Origin of the sequence: Agrococcus jejuensis (assembly GCF_900099705.1) — a bacterium.
In the GTDB taxonomy this organism is placed as follows: Bacteria; Actinomycetota; Actinomycetes; order Actinomycetales; family Microbacteriaceae; genus Agrococcus; species Agrococcus jejuensis.
Map to the genome: position 1 here is coordinate 1868384 of NZ_LT629695.1, position 20354 is coordinate 1888737.

General features: G+C 70.7%; 16 protein-coding genes. 6 read left to right on the forward strand and 10 right to left on the reverse strand.

The window, feature by feature from the left end; all coding sequences use genetic code 11:
- Positions 1-15 precede the first annotated feature (15 nt).
- The gene (locus BLQ67_RS08905) at positions 16-1518 is read left to right on the forward strand and encodes a catalase (RefSeq protein ID WP_092504330.1); all 1503 of its coding nucleotides are present in this window, start codon (positions 16-18) and stop codon (positions 1516-1518) included.
- Between the two features lie 258 nt (positions 1519-1776).
- Here BLQ67_RS08905 and BLQ67_RS08910 read toward each other — a convergent pair whose 3' ends face one another.
- Positions 1777-3051, reverse strand: coding sequence for a low temperature requirement protein A (locus tag BLQ67_RS08910; protein ID WP_231945005.1), 1275 nt, complete (start codon positions 3049-3051; stop codon positions 1777-1779).
- Between the two features lie 165 nt (positions 3052-3216).
- A complete protein-coding gene (locus tag BLQ67_RS08915) occupies positions 3217-3654 on the reverse strand; it encodes a DUF6069 family protein (RefSeq protein ID WP_092504332.1) in 438 nt (145 codons plus the stop codon).
- 86 nt (positions 3655-3740) lie between these two features.
- Between BLQ67_RS08915 and BLQ67_RS08920 the strand changes: the two genes are divergently transcribed.
- Entirely contained in the window at positions 3741-4196 is a 456-nt protein-coding gene (locus tag BLQ67_RS08920) for a MarR family winged helix-turn-helix transcriptional regulator (protein ID WP_092504334.1), read from the forward strand.
- 348 nt (positions 4197-4544) lie between these two features.
- On the forward strand, positions 4545-6038 hold the full coding sequence (locus tag BLQ67_RS08925; protein ID WP_092506865.1) for an MFS transporter: 1494 nt from the start codon (positions 4545-4547) through the stop codon (positions 6036-6038).
- Positions 6039-6192: 154 nt separating this feature from the next.
- Here the strand turns inward: BLQ67_RS08925 and BLQ67_RS08930 are convergent, their stop codons facing one another.
- Positions 6193-7173: an aldo/keto reductase gene (locus BLQ67_RS08930; RefSeq protein WP_092504336.1), complete on the reverse strand. Its 981-nt coding sequence runs from the start codon at positions 7171-7173 to the stop codon at positions 6193-6195.
- Positions 7174-7365: 192 nt separating this feature from the next.
- On the opposite strand from BLQ67_RS08930, the gene BLQ67_RS08935 reads away from it, so the two are divergent.
- Entirely contained in the window at positions 7366-7815 is a 450-nt protein-coding gene (locus BLQ67_RS08935) for a YbhB/YbcL family Raf kinase inhibitor-like protein (protein ID WP_197674589.1), read from the forward strand.
- A 57-nt stretch (positions 7816-7872) separates the two neighbouring features.
- Here the strand turns inward: BLQ67_RS08935 and BLQ67_RS08940 are convergent, their stop codons facing one another.
- The 6 genes from BLQ67_RS08940 to BLQ67_RS08965 form a co-directional block, all read right to left on the reverse strand.
- Positions 7873-10011, reverse strand: a complete 2139-nt coding sequence (locus BLQ67_RS08940) for a DUF11 domain-containing protein (protein ID WP_092504340.1) — start codon at positions 10009-10011, stop codon at positions 7873-7875.
- A 171-nt stretch (positions 10012-10182) separates the two neighbouring features.
- Positions 10183-11067 carry a hypothetical protein gene (locus BLQ67_RS08945; protein ID WP_092504342.1) on the reverse strand — a complete coding sequence of 295 codons (885 nt, stop codon included), beginning with the start codon at positions 11065-11067 and terminating at the stop codon, positions 10183-10185.
- On the reverse strand, positions 11064-12734 hold the full coding sequence (locus tag BLQ67_RS08950; RefSeq protein ID WP_092504344.1) for an N-6 DNA methylase: 1671 nt from the start codon (positions 12732-12734) through the stop codon (positions 11064-11066). Before BLQ67_RS08950 ends, BLQ67_RS08945 begins: the two co-directional genes overlap by 4 nt.
- Before the next feature lie 114 nt (positions 12735-12848).
- Positions 12849-13829 carry a carbohydrate ABC transporter permease gene (locus BLQ67_RS08955; RefSeq protein WP_092504346.1) on the reverse strand — a complete coding sequence of 327 codons (981 nt, stop codon included), beginning with the start codon at positions 13827-13829 and terminating at the stop codon, positions 12849-12851.
- Positions 13826-14851 (reverse strand): carbohydrate ABC transporter permease, encoded by a 1026-nt coding sequence (locus BLQ67_RS08960; RefSeq protein WP_092506866.1) that lies wholly within the window; start codon positions 14849-14851, stop codon positions 13826-13828. Before BLQ67_RS08960 ends, BLQ67_RS08955 begins: the two co-directional genes overlap by 4 nt.
- Positions 14852-15221: 370 nt before the next feature.
- Positions 15222-16583, reverse strand: coding sequence for an ABC transporter substrate-binding protein (locus BLQ67_RS08965; RefSeq protein ID WP_092504348.1), 1362 nt, complete (start codon positions 16581-16583; stop codon positions 15222-15224).
- 242 nt (positions 16584-16825) lie between these two features.
- Between BLQ67_RS08965 and BLQ67_RS08970 the strand changes: the two genes are divergently transcribed.
- On the forward strand, positions 16826-17824 hold the full coding sequence (locus tag BLQ67_RS08970) for a LacI family DNA-binding transcriptional regulator (protein ID WP_092504350.1): 999 nt from the start codon (positions 16826-16828) through the stop codon (positions 17822-17824).
- A 328-nt stretch (positions 17825-18152) separates the two neighbouring features.
- Here the strand turns inward: BLQ67_RS08970 and BLQ67_RS08975 are convergent, their stop codons facing one another.
- Positions 18153-18917, reverse strand: coding sequence for a DeoR/GlpR family DNA-binding transcription regulator (locus BLQ67_RS08975; protein WP_172802283.1), 765 nt, complete (start codon positions 18915-18917; stop codon positions 18153-18155).
- Between the two features lie 29 nt (positions 18918-18946).
- Between BLQ67_RS08975 and BLQ67_RS08980 the strand changes: the two genes are divergently transcribed.
- Entirely contained in the window at positions 18947-20137 is a 1191-nt protein-coding gene (locus BLQ67_RS08980) for an MFS transporter (protein ID WP_231945007.1), read from the forward strand.
- Positions 20138-20354 lie beyond the last annotated feature (217 nt).

The following is a 20354-nucleotide window of genomic DNA, read 5'->3' on the forward strand; positions in this document are numbered from 1 at the left end:
CGAGGAAGAGGACCCATGACCCAGCGGACCACCACCAACTCCGGAGCGCCGGTCGCGAGCGACCAGCACTCGCAGTCGGTCGGCGCCGACGGCGCCATCGCGCTCACCGACCACTACCTCGTCGAGAAGCTCGCCCAGTTCAACCGCGAGCGGGTGCCCGAGCGCGTCGTGCACGCCAAGGGTGGCGGCGCCTTCGGCACGTTCACGACCACGAACGACGTGTCGCAGTACACGCGCGCCGCACTCTTCCAGCCGGGCGTCGAGACCGAGATGCTCGCACGCTTCTCGTCGGTCGCCGGCGAGCAGGGCAGCCCCGACACGTGGCGCGACCCCCGCGGCTTCGCGCTGAAGTTCTACACGACCGAGGGCAACTACGACCTCGTCGGCAACAACACCCCCGTCTTCTTCATCAAGGACGGCATCAAGTTCCCCGACTTCATCCGCTCGCAGAAGCGCCTCCCCGGCTCGAACCTGCGCGACCACGACATGCAGTGGGACTTCTGGACGCTGCAGCCCGAGTCGGCCCACCAGGTGACGTGGCTCATGGGCGACCGCGGCCTGCCCGCGTCGTGGCGCCACATGGACGGCTTCGGCTCGCACACGTACCAGTGGATCAACGCTGCAGGCGAGCGCTTCTGGGTGAAGTACCACTTCGAGACCGACCAGGGCAACGACTTCATGGCGCAGGACGTCGCCGACCAGCTCGCGGGCTCGGACGGCGACTACTACATCCGCGACCTCTACGAGGCGATCGACGGCAACGACTTCCCGTCGTGGACGCTGTACGTGCAGGTCATGCCGTACGACGAGGCCGCCGAGTACCGCTTCAACCCGTTCGACCTCACGAAGGTGTGGCCCAAGGGCGACTACCCGCTCATCGAGGTCGGCCGCATGGAGCTGAACCGCAACCCCGAGAACTACTTCGCCGAGATCGAGCAGGCAGCGTTCGCGCCGTCGAACTTCGTGCCCGGCATCGCGGCCAGCCCCGACAAGATGCTGCAGGCCCGCATCTTCAGCTACGCGGACGCGCACCGCTACCGCGTGGGCACGAACCATGCCGAGCTGCCTGTCAACCGGCCGCACGCGACCGAGGCGGCGTCGTACTCGAAGAACGGTGCCATGCGGCACACGTTCCACGCGCCCGAGACGCCGGTGTACGCGCCGAACTCGTTCGGCGGCCCGCACGCCGACCCCGAGGCGCACGGCGACGACCGCGGCTGGGAGTCCGACGGCGCCCTCATCCGCTCGGCCGCCACGCTGCACCCCGAGGACGACGACTTCGGCCAGGCCGGCACCCTCGTGCGCGAGGTGCTCGACGACGCGGCCCGCGAGCGCCTCGTGGGCAACATCGTCGGCCACGTGTCGAAGGTGCGCATCCCCGAGATCCGCGAGCGCGTGCTCGCCTACTGGGCGAACGTGGATGCGTGGCTCGGCGAGCAGGTCGCTGCGCGCCTGCCCGAGATCACCGACCCCAAGTCGACGCTCGTGGAGCCCCCGGCCACCGCGCCGGTCGGCTGACGCCCCGCTTCGGCGGTGCGATGTGCGCGTGAGCGGCACCTCGTGGCGCTGAGCGCCACGAGTGCCCGCTGAGGCGCACATTCGGTCGACCGACGACGGCCCCGCACCCCTTCGGGTGCGGGGCCGTCGGCGTCTGCGGCATCCGTCATGGTGACTGGTCGCAGTTGGCTCATGACTGGTCGGACTTGGCAGCCAACGCTGACCAGTCGGCGACCAACTGTGACCAGTCCCGGGTGATCAGTCGATCGCCCCGAGCGCTCAGTGCGCGTCGACCCGCGCGTCCGTGCGCGCGTAGTGGTCGGCCAGGTGCCGGCGGCCCACGGTCTCGGCGCCGACGACCACGATCCACGGCGCCGCCGCGACCAGCAGGATGTCGAGGGCGAACGGCGTGCCGGTCTCGGTCAGCACGACCGCCAGCGCCAGCACCGCGATCGCCAGCGTCAGCATGACGACGTGCCCACGGTGCACGCGACGGATGAGGATGTCGGCGATCGCGACGTACGCGACGAGGAAGATGCCGACGGGGATCGCGACGGCACGCGTCGCCTCCGCGTAGCCGACCTCCGCCTCGCCCTCGATGACGTAGGCGCCGAGATGCAGCCCGGCGCCGACGGCGGCGATCGCCGCGAACACGAGGATGTGCAGGTAGCCGAACGCGAACGAGCCGCCGCGCTCGCGGTGCAGCAGGTCGCCGAACGGCATCGCGAAGTACGCCCACCACATGCCGAACGTCAGCACGACGCCCGCCACCACCAGCACGATCGCGTCGCCCGACCAGCCCTGGTGCTCGATGATCGGCTGCACGGCGGCGACGGTGCCGAGCACGCCCTCGCCGAGCGCGATGATCGCGAGCAGGCCGTAGCGCTCGGCGATGTGGTGCGGATGCCACGGGGTCGCGTGCAGGCGCTCGGAGAAGAAGGGGCCGGCGAGCTCGATCGCGTAGAGCACGACCGAGGCGATGATCGTCGGCACGAGCTGCATGTGCACGACGGCGACGACGACCCATCCGACCTGCGCGACCGCGATCGCACCGGCGTAGCGCAGCGCGGTCGTGCGGTGCTCGGGCGACTGCGCCGCGAGCCGCAGCCACTGCGCGAGCATCGCGACGCGCATGACGATGTAGCCGGCCACGACGACGCCGTTGTCGATGCCCTCACCCTCCTCGAGCGAGTGGAAGACGTCGGAGAGGCCGAGCGCGAGCACGACGACGCCCACCATCTGCACCATCGTCGTGAGTCGGTAGACCCAGTCGTCGGTGTCGAAGGCGGATGCGAACCACGAGAAGTTGATCCACGCCCACGTGATCGCGAAGGCGCCGAATCCGAAGCCCGCGATGGCCACGAAGACGTGGTCCTCTGCGAGGGCGTGCGCCATCTGGTTGCCGGCGATGCCGAACGCGACGACGAACGCGAGGTCGAACAGCAGCTCGAGCGGCGTCGCGGCGCGGCCGCGCTCGTGCGGGTCGCGGCCGAGCATGCGTCGCAGGCGGACGGATGCGATCGCGGGAGCGGTGGAGGGGGCGTCGGCGCTCATGCGGATCCTGTCTGCCGAAGGTGGCGACAGCATCCCACAGCGCGTGCCCCGCGCTGACCGGTCATTCGTCGTGGTGACTGGTCACAGTTGCACCGGACTGGTCACAGTTGCACCGGAACTGCGACCAGTCAGGTGCAACTGCGACCAGTCCGGACTCCGGGGCGGTCAGCGCGAGCGACGCGCCATGAGCGCCGCGAAGAACGAGCCTCCGGCGACGAGGTGCATGATCGCGAGCGTCACGCCCGACGTCGGCTCGGTCGCCGCGGTCAGTGGCTGGAACGTCGACGCGACCGCGAGCACGAGGCCCACCCACGCGAGCACCTTCGTGGTGCGCGGCCAGCGGCGGGCGAGCAGCCACGCGACGACGGCGCCGATCGCCAGCGGCAGGATCGTCGCGACGATCACGGGCGCGATGCCGACGACCATCGTCGAGCCGCCCATCGCGACGGCCATGGCGGCGCCCGCGGCGGTCGCGACGAGCAGCAGCACGACGTTGACGACCGTGGCGATGCCCGCTGCGGCGAGGCCGCGCACGAGCAGGGTGGGGGATGCGGTGGATGCGGTGGTGCCCGTCGCGGCGACGGGCTCGGATGCGGTGCTCATGGCTCCTCCTCGGTTCCGTGCGGACCATGATCCGCCGAATGCTTGACCAAGTCAACCATTGACCTGGCGGAGTATGCTGACGGGCGATGACCGAAGCCGCCGCACGCATCCAGGAGTCGCGCGAGCTCGCCGTGCTCGCCCACCGCACGGCCGCCCTCGCACGCGCCGACTTCGCCCGCGCCGTCGCGCCGCACGGCGTCACCCCGCCGATGGCGCGCGTGCTGCTGCTGCTCGCCGAGCCCATGCCCATGCGCCGCATCGCCGAGCGCCTGCTGTGCGACGCCTCCTACGTCACGGGCGTCGCGGACCTGCTCGAGGATGCGGGGCTCGCCGAGCGCACCGCCGGCACCGACCGTCGGGTGAAGCTGCTCGCCGCGACGTCGCGGGGCGCCGAGGTGCGCGTGGCGCTCGCGGGCGCGGTCGCCGACGAGTCGACGGTGCTGCGCGCGCTCGACGACGCCGAGCGCGCGCAGCTGCGCGTCCTGCTCGGCCGCCTGCTCGCGACGACGGATGCGCCGGTGGAGGTCGACGCGTTGGCGTGAGCGGGCCATCGGAGCGGTTCACCTCCAGCTGGTCGAGGAGGCCCCGAGCCCGAAGGGCGAGGAGCCGTCACGAGACCACGTGACGTGCCCGCCCGACGCGACCACGTGCGTGCGTGAGCAGGAGCGGCGGTCGCGTGGTCTCGTGACGCGGGCTCGCCCTTCGGGCTCGCGCGCTCCTCGACCAGCTGGGGTGGGCCGCCGGATCCGCGTCGCTGCGACGTGCCAGGTGGAATGCACCCTCCGCGTGCCGCTCAGGCGCGGATACGGCGGCGCCCTCCGCGACCAGCCGACCCCGCACGGTCCGCCGCATCCCAGCATCCCCCGCAGCGTAGGGTCGATCCAGTGACCATGGACTCCGGCGGCGACCCCACGACGGGGCGCGTGCCGATCGTCCCGGGCACCGACCCCGACGACGCGCGCGCCGATGCGGCGGCGCCGGCGCACCAGGTCGCGGGCCTCGAGGCGTCGTCCGACGCGATCGCGAAGCCCGGCCCGCACCAGCCGACCGAGCCCGAGGCGCCCATCCGGCGCAAGCGCCTCGTCGACCTCGAGCCGCTGCGCGCATCCCCGGCCTTCGCGCGCCTGTGGATCGCGAACGCGATCTCGGGCATCGGCTCGATGGTGACGGTCGTCGCGGTCGGCCTGCAGATCTACGACATCACCGAGTCGACGCTCGCGGTGTCGCTCGTCGGCCCGATCGGCCTCATCCCGATGATCGTCGCCGGCCTCTGGGGCGGCATGCTCGCGGATGCGTTCGACCGCAAGCGCGTGCTGCTCGTGTCGGCGATCGTCGGCTGGCTCACGGTGCTCGGCATCGTCGCGATGTCGGCGTACGACGCGTGGGCGATGGGCGAGGGGCAGCGCGTCGACGTGTGGCCGTTCTACCTGCTCGCCACGATCAACGCCGTCGCGACCACCGTCTCGGGCGCGACGCGCAGCGCGATCACGCCGCGCATCGTGCCCGCGCACCTGCTGTCGCGCGCGGCGGCGCTCAACGGCATCGCGATCGGCGCGATGGTCACGATCGGCCCCGCCCTCGCCGGCGTGCTCGCCGCGACGGTCGGCCTGCCGCTGACGTTCGCCGTGGATGCGGTGCTGTTCTCGGTCGCGTTCATCGGCATCCTCGGCCTGCCGGCCATGCCGCCGCAGGGGCAGGTGGCGAAGCCGGGCCTCGAGTCGCTGCGCGACGGGATGCGGTTCCTGAAGCAGGCGCCGAACATCCGCATGTCGTTCGTCGTCGACATCATCGCCATGGTCTTCGGGCGGCCGAACGTGCTGTTCCCGGCCGTCGGCGCGCTCGTGATCGGCGGCGGACCGATCACGGTCGGCGTGCTCACCGCCGCGGGCGCGATCGGCACGCTGCTCGCGAGCCTCTTCTCGGGTCCCGTCGCGCACGTGCACCGCCACGGCCTCGCGGTGCAGCGGGCGATCATGCTCTACGGCACCGCCGGGCTGCTGCTCGGCGTCGTGCTGCTCGTCACGACGCTGTCGGGCGTCTCGGTCACCGACCAGCTCGAGGGCGTCGCGTGGCCTGCGCTCGTGCTCGCGTGCCTCGCGATGGCGGGGATGGGCGCGAGCGACGAGATCAGCGCGATCTTCCGCTCGACGATGCTGCTGCAGGCGTCGCCCGACGAGATGCGCGGCCGCCTGCAGGGCGTCTTCACGGTGGTCGTCGCCGGCGGACCCCGTCTCGGCGACCTCTACGCCGGCCTCACCGCATCCCTCGTGGCGCTGTGGTTCCCGCCGCTGCTCGGCGGCCTGTGCATCGTCGCCCTCGTGGTGCTCGTGACGCGGATGCAGGGCACGTTCCTGCAGTACGACGCACGCACCCCGACGCCGTAGGCCCGTCCGTCCGACTGGTCAGAGATGCACGGGACTGGTCAGAGATTCGTGCGGACTGGTCGCAGTTGCACCGAAGCTGCGACCAGTGTGGTGCAACTGCGACCAGTCATCGGGCACGCCGTGACCAGTCAGCGCGACGAGGAGCCGCGCGGGATCAGGCGAAGCCCTCCATCGCGTGGGGCACGTAGTGCTCCTCGAGGCGGCGCAGCTCGTCGTCGGTGAGCGTGAGCTCGGCCGCGGCGACGGCGTCGTCGAGGTGCTGCATCTTCGTCGCACCCACGATGGGCGACGACACGACCGGCTGCGCGAGCACCCACGCGAGCGCGACCTGCGCGGGGCGCACCTCGCGCTCGGCGGCGATCGCCAGCACGGCATCCACGATGCGCCGGTCGGAGTCCTCCGCCTGGTGGTAGAGCGAGGGCGCGAGGCCGTCGGTCGCGAAGCGCGTCGACTCGGCGTCCCACGGGCGCGTGAGCTTGCCGCGCGCGAGCGGGCTCCACGGCAGCGCGCCGACGCCCGAGTCGAGGCAGAACGGGTACATCTCGCGCTCGTCCTCGCGCGTCAGCAGGTTGTACTGCGCCTGCATGGAGATGAAGCGCGTCCACCCGTGCAGCTCGGCGGTGTGCTGCAGCTTCGCGAACTGCCACGCCCACATCGACGAGGCGCCGATGTACCGCACCTTGCCAGAGCGCACGAGGTCGTCGAGCGTCTGCATCGTCTCCTCGATCGGCACCGTCGGGTCGAAGCGGTGGATCTGGAACAGGTCGATGTAGTCGGTGCCGAGACGGCGCAGGCTCGCGTGCACGGACTCGAGGATGTGGCCGCGCGACAGGCCGCGGCCGTTGACGCCGTCGCGCATCGGCATGAAGACCTTCGTGGCGATGACGACGTCCTTGCGCTGCGCGAAGTCGGCGAGCGCCTTGCCGACGATCTCCTCCGACCGGCCCGCCGAGTAGGCGTTGGCGGTGTCGAACGACGTGAAGCCCAGCTCGAGCGCCCGCTGGATGAAGCCGCGCGACTCCTCCTCGGGCAGCGTCCAGCCGTGGTTGCCGGCGTCGGGCTCGCCGAAGCTCATGCACCCGAGGGTGATCTGCGAGACGTCGAGGCCGCTCGTGCCGATCCTGGTGCGCTGCATTGCGTGGCTCCTTGCCGTGGGCGTGGGCGATCCGCGCCGAAGGTCGGCGAGCGGATGCGGGGATGCGACGCCTCCGATCCTCGCAGAGCGCGCCGTGACGCGGCCACGCTCCCAGCGCAACCCGCTGCATCCGTCGACGGCGAGCGACAGCATGGAGGGAGTCGCGCTGCTCGCGCGACGGAGAGGATGCCCATGGGACCGCACGTCGCCGACCTGACCATCTCGACCGAGGACTACGAGGCCGACGGGCGCATGCCCGACCGGCTCGCGAAGGAGGGCGGCAACGAGGCGCCCCGCTTCGTCGTCGCCGGCGTGCCGAAGGACGCCGTCGAGCTCGCGCTCGTCGTGCACGACCCCGATGCGCCGATGGCGCGCGGCTTCACCCACTGGGTCGTCTACGGCCTGCCCGCCATCGACGGCGCGATCGACCCGTCGCTCGGCCGAGCCGCGCCGACGAGCGCGGGCGAGCCCGGCTGGTACGGCCCGCAGCCGCCGGTCGGCCACGGCACCCATCGCTACTACGCGTGGGTCTACGCCCTGTCGGAGCCCATCGGCGGCGAGCCGACGCGCGAGGCGTTCCTCGACCGCCACGCGGGCGCGATCCTCGAGCAGAACCGCGTCGTCGGCACGTACTCGCGCTGACCGCGCGAGCGCATCGACCACGGATGCCCCGGCCGACCCGGCCGGGGCATCCGCACGTCACGAGCGGCGAGCGCGCCGCCGCATCCCGAGCGCGGCGAGCCCGACGAGCAGCGCGAGCGCCCCGCCGACCCCGATGATCGGCGAGACCGCGGCGCCGGTCTCGGGCAGCGGATCGGTCGGGCGCATCGGGCGCAGCGTGGGGCTCGGCACGGGCGCGGCCGCCGGCGTCGTCGCCGGCGGCGACGCGACGGCGACGGGCACGAGCGGCGTCTCGACGACGTCGCAGCGGTCGTCGTCGCTCACGAGGTCGTCGTTCGGCGTGCAGGTGCCGGGCGATGGCGGCGTCTGCGGACTCGTGACCCATGCCGCGTTCGCGACGGTCGCCGCGGCGCTCGGCGTCGTCGACACCGTGCCCTGCAGCGTGACCGAGGCGACGGCGCCCGACGCGAGCGCGCCCACGCTCCAGACTCCGGAGGCGGCGTCGAACGCGCCCTGCGACGGTCCGCCCACGACGCGCACCGTCGCGAGGTCGAGCTCGGCGGGGTAGTCGTCGACGACCGTGACCTCGGTCGCCTCGACCGGGCCGAGGTTGCCGACGTCGATCGTCCACGTCACCGTCGCGGCACTGCCGTCGTCGGCGGCGAGCAGCTCGGCGTCGACGCGCTTGTCGATGCGCAGGTCGGGCAGCGCGGCGAGCGCCACGGCCGCCTCGGCGTGGTCCTCGATGAACGCCCAGTCGTCGATCGCCCGCAGGTCGCCCCATGATCCCGTGCGCCCGTCGTTCTGGTTCGGATGCTCGCCGCCCGCATCCCACCCGTGCACGCCGCCGGCCGACGTCGTCGCGGGATCGCTGCCGATGAGCGCCGCGGGGCGCGTCCAGCGAGCGGCGCTCGACGCCTCGAGCGCCGTGTCATCCCAGTGCAGCGTCGCGACGCCCGGCGCTGGCCCGGTGAGCGCCTCGACCTCGATGCCGCCCGCGCTCGTCTCGGCGTCGATGCGCACGACGTGCACCGGCGACACCTGCGCCATCGTCGCCCGCATCGTCACGCCCGTCGCCGTCACCGGCACGGCGGCACCCGACGCGTCGAGCCCATCCCATCGCCACGAGAACGGCCCCGGCTCGAGCACGGCGACCTCGTCGACGACGTCGAGCGGCCCGTCGTACGCGCCGTCGCCGTCGGCGTCGACCTCCACGCGCACGACGCCCGGCTGCCCCAGCAGCGAACCCGAGAGCACGCCTGCGTTCGACGCGAACGTCTCGCGCGCGAACCCGAGCTCGGCGATCGAGGGCGCCACGTAGGAGGCGGCGAGCCACGTGTCGTCGGTGCGGCCGTCGGCCCACGCCGTCGTGGACGCCGGCAGGTCGGCGGCCGGAGGGTCGAGGAAGAGGCGGAAGTCGGTGAGCCCCTCGCACTGCGCGTCGGTCGGCTGCCACCACGCGGCCCCGGCGCCTCCCGCCTCGGGCGAGTGCGGCATGGGCACCGAGCGCAGCGCGGGCTCGCACGTGCCGACGGCGGCGTTGCCCACGTCGTTGACGCGCAGCGTGGAGTCGACGCCGTCGTAGCCGTCGAGCGTCACGCGGTAGAGCGCCCCGTCGGGCGCCGCGGCGAAGAGCTCGAGCGTCGTCTGCTCGGGCGTGTGGATCGCGAGCGACTCCGTCCACACGCGTCCAGGGATCGACGCGCCGCCGCGCACGACGCCCACGTCCCACGCGAGCGACGCCTCGCCGCCCGTGCCCACGAACGGGTCGACGACCGCGATGGTCCAGACGCCCTCGACCGCAGCGATCCACGCGCCGCCCACGTGCGTGCCGGCGATCGGCACCGGCACGGCGTCGTCGTGCACGACCGCACCCGTCGGATCCGTCACGACCACCCGCGCACCCGCAGGCGTCCGGGCCGTCGAGGCGATGCGCGCCACGATCTCGTCGCCCGCCGCGGCGTACGCGAAGAGCGTCGTCGCGCCCTCGTCGGTGAAGCCGCCCTCGAGCAGCGTGCCCGGCAGCGTCGTCGTGGCCGGACCAGGGATCGCGTGCGGCCGCGTGCTCGCCTCCGCGCCCCACGCCGCCGCGGGGCCGAGCCCGAGCGCGACGGCCACGGGCACGCCCGCCAGTGCTGCTGCGAGGCGCGGCCAGCGCCGCCGCCGTCGGTCGTGATGGATGTGCGTCGTCTCGGTGCGCGCTCGTCGCTGTCGCATGGGGCCTCCCTCGTGCCGCGGCGAAGGTACGAGCGAGCCCCGACTCCGACGGGTCCAGAGAGCTCCGAATGTGGACGGACGCGTTCTCCACAGCCCCCGCCTGCACGCGGAAGGGGGCCGCCCACCGGGCGACCCCCTCCAACGGTCACCGCAACGCGAACGCCGCGGTGACTACACCAAAGTGTCTTCTTCGCGAACTGGGATGTTCCGACGCTCGATGAGACTGCGCACCGCCACATGCTGCGACACTGCGGTCCCTTCGAGGACGCGGGTCACCATCTTGGTCATGAACTGCTCAGGCCGAACATCCTCCGGCACGGCATCCAGCTCGACGACGACCTCGCCGTCACTCGTGTGCCAATCGATGAGAGCGAGGCCGGTGGCCGTGTATCCATTGGATGCATCGGTAGCGCGAAGCTTTCGCATCATGTCGATGGTGCGCTCGAAGGCCTCCGGTTCATCTCTCAGGATGGTGGCTCGCTGGACGAAGAAGAAGCCCACGGCGGCGAGCGGGTGTCGACCGCGGAGGTTGCCCGCGTCGCCGTACGCTTCCTCGAAACGGTTGCTGAGGTTCTTGCCGAATGAGGAGATCTGGGTCTTCGTGCTGAGGAGGAGTTCTGGCCCCCGATCCCAGCGCGCGATGGCGACGTCGACCTGCTTTTCGTAGGCGCGACCCAGAATGTGGGCATCGGTCGGCGCAATTGCAGCCATGTTGGCCACTCGCGCTCTCACGTCGTCCGCTAGGCCCTTGGGCAACCTCTCGAGGAGTAGCGCGATGTCTCGGGGAAGGACTCGCGGACGGGTGGGACGCGGCCACACCTCGTCGACGCCGAATCTGGAGCGCCGGAGCTCGTGGGACAGCCAAGAGTCGACGCCGTTTGCAAGCGCTCCTGTCTCCCAGCCCTTTCCAGCAGCGACCGGGATCGTCAGCAGCCTGGCGAGCAGTTGGTAGTCGGGCGCATACGTCGGCGGCTGGCCCCGACCATGAGTCCAGGGATCGCCCAGATCAGCCGCCGCGAGAGCGTCGTCGAAGGGAGAGAAGGAGTCCTTCTTCATGGTTGACGTCTCAACTTTCTCCCGCTGCGACCGCGGGCTACCCGGCGATCGGCAAGCTTCGCCTGATCGTTGCGAACTGACTCGAGCTCAGACGATGTCATCGCAGAGAGCAGAACCGAGTCGACAAGGCGAACAGCTTGGTTCAGCTTCTTTTGCTGAAGCAGGCGCCGGACGGTCGGCCGGATAGCGAGCAGGTCGTCACGCCGTGTACTGATCGCTTCCGGTGACGGCACCATCCAGCCGTCTGCTTCACGAGGTTCCATCTTCAGAATGCCGCCTCCATACGACCGTCCCACGGACTCAGCGGACAGCGTCGTGAAGGAGTTCAGTGCTGCAACGGAGAGCAACTCTCGTCCCAGGTCGCGTACTTCGGGCTTCAAGTACACGCCATGAACGCTGTTGAGATGTCGCGCTTCGACCTCATTGGTCGCCAGTTGCACGGTGGCGGCATTCATGTAGGTCAGGAAGAGGTCAGGGGCAGCAAGTACCGGTACGCGCCACCATGGTGAGCGCACGCGGCACTTGTACGCCTGGTCGACGCCGGTGGCGTGGCCTTGTGCGATGTACTCCATTGTCGCTTTGGCTGGGTTGCTACTTGGGTACAGAAGCCAGGTCGACTCGCCGTTTCGTCCAAGGCGGGAGATTGCATCACGTGTCAGTGCCAGTGAGCGGAGATGGGTACTGCCGGGAGGGCTTACGCGCAGTAGGTCGCGGCGAGGTATGGCGAGTTCTCGCACGCGTTCAGGCGAGAGCGCAAAGAATCGATTGCCCCCAGTCACGGCGCCCAGAGACGTTTCTCCCCAGGTGCTCAGCGGTGTGAAGCTGCCGTCGCCTCGGGCGTTGCCGACCGCTCGCAGTGTTGTGTCTGAGAGCTGGAGTGCGGGCCAGCGGTCACCCGTGTCGAGCGGGAGCCAGGATGTCCCCACGTCGAGACTGCTGAGCGACTCAGCGTTGCGAGTCTGCCGAAGCGTTGCAGCACCGGTACCACGGAGACCCCAGCCTGATGCCTTGACCAGCACGGTGTCCGCCTCCGCATCGGAAAAGATCTGCTCGTCGAACACCACTAGTTCGACGTGCGCAAACCTCTCCAAGAGAAAGCGTCTTACGGGAGCGGCGTAGTTGACGCTCAGGAGCTCTGCCGGAAGCACGAGTCCAAGGCGACCGCCAGGCTTCAAAAAGCCTGCGGCGTGCACGACGAACGCTGCCCAGCTCGAGGCGAGGCCAGTGAGAGCGACGCCTTGATCCAGAGCTGCGAAACGCGCGCGGTCTCGCTGATCCCCTGTCCAATCCTGGTAGCGGATGAACGGGGGGTTGCCGATCACCGCGTCGAAGCGAGCCTGCGCTTCCACCAGAAAGAAGTCACTGACACGAATGGCCGCTTCCCCGCCGGCCTCGCCAACGATGAGGCGGGCTGACTCAGCACTCGGACCATGTATCTCGACGCCGTCGACGAGTGGTTTGTCGGCGCCCAGTTCCTTCAGCCGGTCGACCGCTGCAGCAAGAAACGCTGCCTCTCCAGCAGATGGCTCCAAGACACGATCCGACGCATCGACGAGTGCCCACTCTGCGAGGTGCCGGGTCACTGAAACCGGGGTGAAGAACGCGCCGCGAGCCTTTCGCTCCGATGGAAGGTCCAAGACGCCTGGGAGTGGACGATCGGGCAGCATCACCCCACGATATTCGCGGCGACCGCTGACATGTACCAGGCACGCGGAAGGGGGCCGCCCGCCGGGCGACCCCCTCCTGCGCGAACCGCAACGCGAACGCCGCGGCGGCGACCCCTATCCCTTCGCCGAGCCTGCGAGCAGGCCGCGCACGAAGAACCGTTGCAGGCCGAAGAACACGATGAGCGGCACGATGAGCGACACGAACGCGCCTGCGGTGAGGCGGTCCCAGTTCTCGCCGCGCGAGCCCGCGAGCTCGGCCAATCGTTGCGTCAATGGCGCGGTATCGGGTGTGCCAGACGAGAACACCAACGCCACGAGCAGGTCGTTCCACACCCACAGGAACTGGAAGATCGCGAACGACGCGATCGCCGGCATCGCGAGCGGCAGGATGATGCGGAAGAAGATCTGCCCGTGCCCCGCACCATCCACGCGCGCGGCCTCCACGACCTCGCTCGGGATCTCCGAGATGAAGTTGTGCAGCAGGAAGATCGCCAGCGGCAGCGCGAAGATCGTGTGCGCGACCCAGATCGGCGCGTACTGCCGCTCCGAGATGAACGGCAGCGCATCCGCCAGCCCCTCCTGGAAGGGCTGCAGGAACGTCACGAACATCTGCAGCAGCGGGATGAGCGCCATCTGCAGCGGCACGATCTGCAGCGCGAAGATGATGACGAACAGCGTGCCCGAGCCCTTGAACTTCACCCATGCGAACGCGTACGCCGCGAGCGAGGCGAGCACGAGCGGGAAGATCGTGCCCGGGATCGCCACGATGAGCGAGTTCACGAAGTACTCGCCGAGCTGCGGCGACGACGCCGAGCCCGAGAGCAGCACCTCCTGGTAGTTCTGGAGCGTCAGCTGCGGGTTCGTGAAGAACGTCCACCAGCCGGAGGTGCGGATGTCGTCGCCCGGTCGGAACGACGACAGCAGCAGGCCGAACGTGGGGATGGTCCACAGCACGGCGATGACGATGGCGACGAGCGTCGCCCACGGGCTCGTGAGCCGCTGCTTCACACGGTCCGCGCGCGAGCGAGGAGCCGTGTTCAGCGCGTCGTCGACGTCGCGGATCTCGGGATCGGGCGTGATGGCGGTGGAGGTCATCGGATCTCCCTCTGCTGGCGCAGGATGCGCACGTTGTAGAGCACGATCGGCAGCACGAGCACGAACAGGATGAGCGCGAGCGCGGCACCGCGCCCGGGCTCGCCGGCGCGGAACGCCTGCGTGTACATCTCGTTGGCCACCACGGAGGTGTCGAAGTTGCCGCCCGTCATGGTGCGGACGATGTCGAACACCTTGAGCGTCGCGATCGAGATCGTCGTGACGACGACCACGATCGACGAGCGGATGCCGGGCACGGTCACGTTCGTGAACCGCTGCCAGGGGCTGGCGCCGTCGAGGCTGGCTGCCTCGATCTGCTCGGTCGGCACGCCCTTGATCGCGGCCGACAGCACCGTCATCGCGAAGCCCGTCTGGATCCAGATCATCACGATGATGAGCGCGAGCGTGTTCGTGGGCGAGTTCTGCAGGATCTGCTGCGGGTCGCCGCCGAAGAGCACGAGGATCTGGTTGATGAGGCCGATCTGGTCCTGCTGCGGACCGCGGTAGGCGTACATGAACTTCCAGATGATGCCTGCGCCGACGAACGAGATGGCCATCGGCAGGAAGACGAGCATCTTGAAGACCTTCTCGCCCGCGCTCTTGTCGATGAAGACGGCGTAGGCGAGGCCCACGATCGTCGACACGAGCGGCACGAGCACGACCCACACGACGGTGTTCGCCAGCGTGACGAGCGCCGTGCCCTGCGTGAACATCCACACGAAGTTGTCGAGTCCGTTGAACTCGCCCTGCGCGTTCGTGAACGCGAGCAGCGCCGTGCGCAGCGCGGGGTAGATGAGGCCGAGGGTGAGCAGCGCCACCGCGGGCACGAGGAAGACGAGCATCGGCTTCGAGTCGTCGTCTCGGGATGCGGTGAAGCCGAGCACGGCCACGATCGAGATCGTGAGCGCGGCGGCCCACGGCCAGGCGCCGATCGTGGTCTCGCCAGCGCCTTCGATGACGAGTGCCCCGACGACGACCGCGGCTGCGGCGAGCACGTGGGCGGCCAGGCGGCCGGAGCGCCGCATCCGCTCGGGTGCGAGCTCGAGCAGCAGGCCGATGAGCAGGGATGCGGTGAGCGGCCATCCGATCAGCAGGATGGCGGTGCGCACCTGATCGGTGAGCCAGCCGACTCCGTCGAGGAGTCCGAGCTGGCTGGCGAGCGTCGCGACGAGCACGACGGCGGCCGCGACGATGCGGCCGATGATGCTGCGCAGGGCCGTGGCCTCGCGGTCGAGGACGAGCAGCAGCACCACGACGAGCAGGGCGAAGCCGCCGAGGCCGAACACGGCCTGGAGCAGCTTGCCGACGAGATCCATGGTGGTCATGGGTCACCTCCCGGGTATGGATCGGGGGCCGTGCTCGCGCACGACCCCCGATCGCGGTGTCAGCCTCTGGCTACGGCCAGCTGCTCTCGATCGTCGAGAGCACGGACTCGGTCGACTCCCCGCCGACCCAGTTGACCATCCCGGTCCAGAACGTGCCCGTGCCGACGGCGCCCGGCATGATGTCCGAGCCGTCGAAGCGGAACGTGGTGTCGGGGTCCTGCAGGATCTCGACGGCCGACGTGAGGAGGGCGCTCGAGGCGTTCTCCGGGTCGAGGCCGTTGTTGGCCGAGATCACGCCACCGAGGGAGACGCGGTTGTTGGCCCACAGGTCGCTCGACAGGTACGTCTGCACGGCCACGACCTCCTCGGCGTCCGAGAAGGCGCCCACGAACTCGCCACCGCCGGTGACGGTGTTCGAGCCGTCCTCGCTCGGCAGCAGGAATGCCCAGACGTCGCCGTCCTCGGCGACGGGCACCGAGTTGTCGTCGCTCCAGAAGCCCTCGTAGAACGAGGCCTGGTGGTGCATGGCGCACGTGCCGTCGAGCACGGGCAGGCCCGCCTCGCCGAAGTCGGTGGTGGCGATCGTCGAGACGTCGCCGATGCCGCCGTTCACGTAGTCGGGGTTGAGGATGAGGTCGCCCACGCGGTCCATGGCGTCGACGATCTGCGGGTCGTCGAACGGGATCTCGTGGCTCGTCCACTGGTCGTAGACGTCGGCGCCCGCGGTGCGGAGCACGTAGTCCTCGACCCAGTCGGTGCCGGGCCAGCCGGTGGCCTCGCCCGAGCCGAAGCCGACGCACCAGGGCACGACGCCCGTGTCGTCGGTGGACTCGGCGATCGTGGCCGTGAGGTCGTCGAGCTCGTCGAGGGTGGTCGGGATCTCCCAGCCGTTCTCCTCGAAGACCGACGGCGAGTACCAGACGAAGCCCTTGACGCTCGCCATGAGCGGGGCGCCGTAGAGCGTGCCGTCGACGGTGCCGTAGTTCTGCCAGTCCTCGCTCCAGAACTCCTGCGCGTTCGCCTGCACCGACTCGGGTGCCGGCAGCAGCGAGCCGGTGCCCGCCACGGAGGCGAGGAGGCCGGGCTGGGGGAAGATCGCCAGGTCGGGCGGGTTGCCGCCCTGCACGCGCACGTTGATCTGCGCCTCGAACTCGGCGGAGCCCTCGTAGACGACGTCGATGCCCGTGCACGACTCGAAGTCGGCCCACGACTCGTTGAGTCGGTCGGCCTCGGCGTCGAGGATCGTGCCGTAGATGTTGACCTCGGCGCCGTCGAACGTGCCGTAGTCCTCGTAGAGGCTGCAGTCTGCGGCCTCGCCATCGCTGCCGCCGCCACCGCTGCCGGCGTCGTCGCCGACGCATGCGGTGAGTGCGAGTGCGGTGATGCCTGCGATGCCGAGCGGCATGAGCAGGCGGCGCTGGGAGCGCTTCATCGGAACTCCTGTCTCTATTGGTGCAAGTGCTGCAGACGACGGGAGACAGGCGGGGCGTCTGCTGGGGCGCCCTCGCCCGAACCGGAACCGGTTCCACAGCACTTGCGACGGTAACCGTTGGACCCGGATGCCGCAACGAGCCGGGCCTTTCGCTTTCGGTTCGTTGTGCTTCCGTGATACTCATTGGAACCGGTTGCGGCTGACCGGTCGTGGCTCAGGGACCGGATGCGCGAGGGGGCGCCATGGCCGTCATCGACGACGTCGCGAGGCTCGCGGGCGTCTCGAAGGCCACCGCATCCCGGGCGCTCTCCGGTCGCGGATCCGTGGCGGATGCGACGCGCCAGCGGGTGCTGCAGGCCGCGGCCGCGCTCGACTTCCGCGCGTCGCCGGCCGCCGTCTCGCTCGCGACGGGCCGCACGGGCGCGCTCGGCGTGCTCGCTCCTGCGATCGACACCTGGTACGTGTCGACGCTGCTGCGGGGCATCGCCGAGGCGGCGCTGTCGCACGACCTCGACGTCGTGCTCTACGACCTCGGTCGCGGCGCCGAGATGCGCGAGCGCGTCTTCGAGCGCTTCCGGCAGCGGCACCACATCGACGCGCTCATCTCGACCACGTTCGCGCTCACGCACCGCGAGGTGTCGCGGCTCGCCTCCATCGGCATCCCCGCCGTCGCGCTCGGGGACGGGGCGGCGGGCGTGCGTTCGTGGTGCCTCGACGACGAGCGCGTCGGCACGCTCGCCACCGAGCACCTGCTGTCGCTCGGGCACCGGCGCATCGTGCACGTGGGCGGGTCGACGGTGCTCGACGAGTCGCTGTTCGCGGCCGAGCGGCTGCGCGAGCGCGGCTACCAGCGCGCGATGCGCGCCGCCGGGCTGCAGCCGGCGCCGACGCTGCTGCACGACCCGACCGCCGAGGCGTCGTACGCGCACGCGCTGTCGATGCTGCGGTCGCCCGACCGGCCTCGAGCGGTGTTCGCCGCGACCGACGAGATCGCGATGGGCGTGCTGCTCGCCGCCCGGTCGCTGGGGCTGCGCGTGCCGCTGGACCTCTCGGTCGTGGGCGTCGACGACCACGCGTACGCGGCGGCGTTCGACCTGACGACGGTGCGGCAGGACCCGCGCGAGCACGGCGAGCGCATCGTCGACTGGCTCGTCGCCGACCTGGCTGCGCCGTCGGGAGACACGTCGCACGAGCTCATCGAGCCCGAGCTCGTGGTGCGGGGGTCGACGGCGCCGGCGTGAGTCCTCGGTGGTCTCTGATCGGCCACTTCTTGCGGTGATCGGTCACTGGTTGCGGTGATTGGTCACTTCTTGCGGTGACTGGTCACTCGTTGTGGCGACTGGTCACTCGTTGCGACTGACTGGTCACGATTCGGTCCAACGAGCGACCATTCCCCACAACGAGTGACCACCGTGAGCCGGACTGGTCACGGTGGATCGGGACTGGTCGCAGATGCGCGCGACTGGTCACACATGCGCCGGGACTGGTCGCAGTTGCACCACATTGGTCACGGTTTCGGTGCAACTGCGACCAGTCACGCGCCAATCGTGACCAGTCCCGAAGGCAGGCTCAGGCCGACGGCACCAGCACGACCTCGGGCCTCAGGGCCCGGATCGCGTGCAGCACGTCGGCGGGCACCGCATCCGTCGTCACGACCGCATCCACGTCGGCGAACGTCGCGAACCGGTGCGCCGACGTGCGCGCGAGCTTGTCGGGCGTCACGACCAGCACGACGCGGCGCGAGGCGGCGATGGCCTCGCGCTTCACCTGCGCGTCGTCCCAGCCCGCGACCGTGAGGCCCGACTCGGGCGATGCGGCGCACGCGCCGAGGATCGCCACGTCGAACCGCGTCTCGCGCACGGCCTGCAGCGCGCCGACGCCCGCGAACGACAGGTCGTCGTGCACGATCGTGCCGCCGGGCACGCGCACCTCGGCGCCGGGTCGAGCGCCGAGAGCCGCGGCGGCGTGCAGCGAGAGCGCGAGCGCGCGGATGCGTCGCCCCGCGAGCGCGCGGGCGACGGCGACGGCCGTGGTGCCGTTGTCGACGAGCACCGAGGCGTCGTCGGGCACGAGCGCGGCTGCGGCCGCGGCGAGGGCGGCCTTGTCGTCGCCGTGCTCGCCCGCGCGCAGCGAGAACGGGAACCCCGAGCCGCGATGCGCGACCGGCTCGGCGCCGCCGCGCACGCGAGCGAGCGCGCCGACCTCGGCGAGCTCGGCGAGGTCCCGGCGCACCGTGATGGCGGACGCGCCCGTGAGCGTGCAGAGGTCGTCGATCGTCCGCCGCCCCGACTCGACGGCTCGGATGATCGAACGCTGCCGTTCCGATCGTTGCATGCGATCAGTCTGGCCCCTAGCGTGCATCCGTGGCCATCCGATCGACGCTCCGACCCATCGCCGGCTCCGGCCTCATGTTCGCGACGAACGGCGCGATCTTCGCCGCGCTGCTGCCCTGGTACCCGCAGCTCGCCGACCGGCTCGGACTCGGCGGCCTGCAGTTCGGCCTCGTCGTCGCCTGCTTCGCTCTCGGCGCCGTCGTGTCGTCGGCGCTGCCCGCGCCGCTCATCCGCCGCTTCGGCGCTCGCCGCGTCGCCGTGCTCGGCACCGTGCTCGTCGCGCTCGCGGTCGCCGCCGCCGGCTGGTCGACGACCGGCGTCATGCTCGCAGCGTGCATCCTCGCCGTCGGGTTCACGGATGCGATCGTCGACGTCGCGCAGAACGTCGCCGCCCTGCGCGTGCAGCAGCGGGCCGGCAGGCCGATCCTCGGGTCGCTGCACGCGCTGTGGAGCCTCGGCGCCGCCGGCTCCGGCGCCATCTCGACCGCCGTCGCGGCCTCGGGTGGCGACCTGCGCATCCACCTCGCGGTCACCGGCGTCGTCTGCGTGGGCCTCGTCGGCCTCGCCGGCTGGCTCGTCGGTCCCGTGCCCGAGGCGCCCGTCGAGGAGGACGCCGGCGTGCACGGCCTCGCGCGCTGGCGCCGCGTCGCCGTGATCGCGCTGCCGATCGTCGTCATCGCGATCGCCGGCACGGTCGTCGAAGACGTCGCCAACAACTGGGCCGCGCTCTCGGGCGTGCAGCTCGCGGGCCTCGACGCCTCGGTCGCGGGCATCGCGTTCACGGTCGTCATCGCGAGCCAGTGCGTGGGCCGCTTCACGGGCGACCTGCTCATCCACCGCCTCGGCCGCGGCACGGTCGCGCGCATCGGCGGCGCGCTCGTGGCGCTCGGCGGCGTCGCGATCGTGCTCGCGTCGGAGCCCGCGCTGCTCATGGCCGGCTTCGTGCTCGCCGGATACGGATGCGCGACGCTCGTGCCGAGCGCGTTCTCGGCCGCCGGATCGATCCCGGGCCTGAGCGAGGGCGCCGGCGTCACGGTCGTGAGCTGGCTCATGCGCCTCGGCTTCCTCGGCACGAGCCCGCTCATCGGCGGACTGTCGGATGCGGTCGACCTGCGTGCGGGACTCGCGGTGCTCGTGGTGGCCGGCCTCGTGGTCGTGGTCCTCGCCCCGCGGCTCGAGCCGGGAGCGCAGCGGGCGGTGCCGTCCGCGCCGGCGTCCTGACCGCGTCCGTCGCTCGGCGTCGGCTGCTGACTGGTCGCTCGTGGGGGTGATCGGTCACTCGTGGGCCCGAATGGTGACCACTCGATCCAACGAGTGATCACTCGACGCAACGAGTGACCACTCGACGCAACGAGTGACCAGTCGCCGTCCCGAAGTTGGGACTGGTCGCACTTGCACCACAGTGGTCGCAGTTTCGGTGCAACTGCGACCAGTCGAA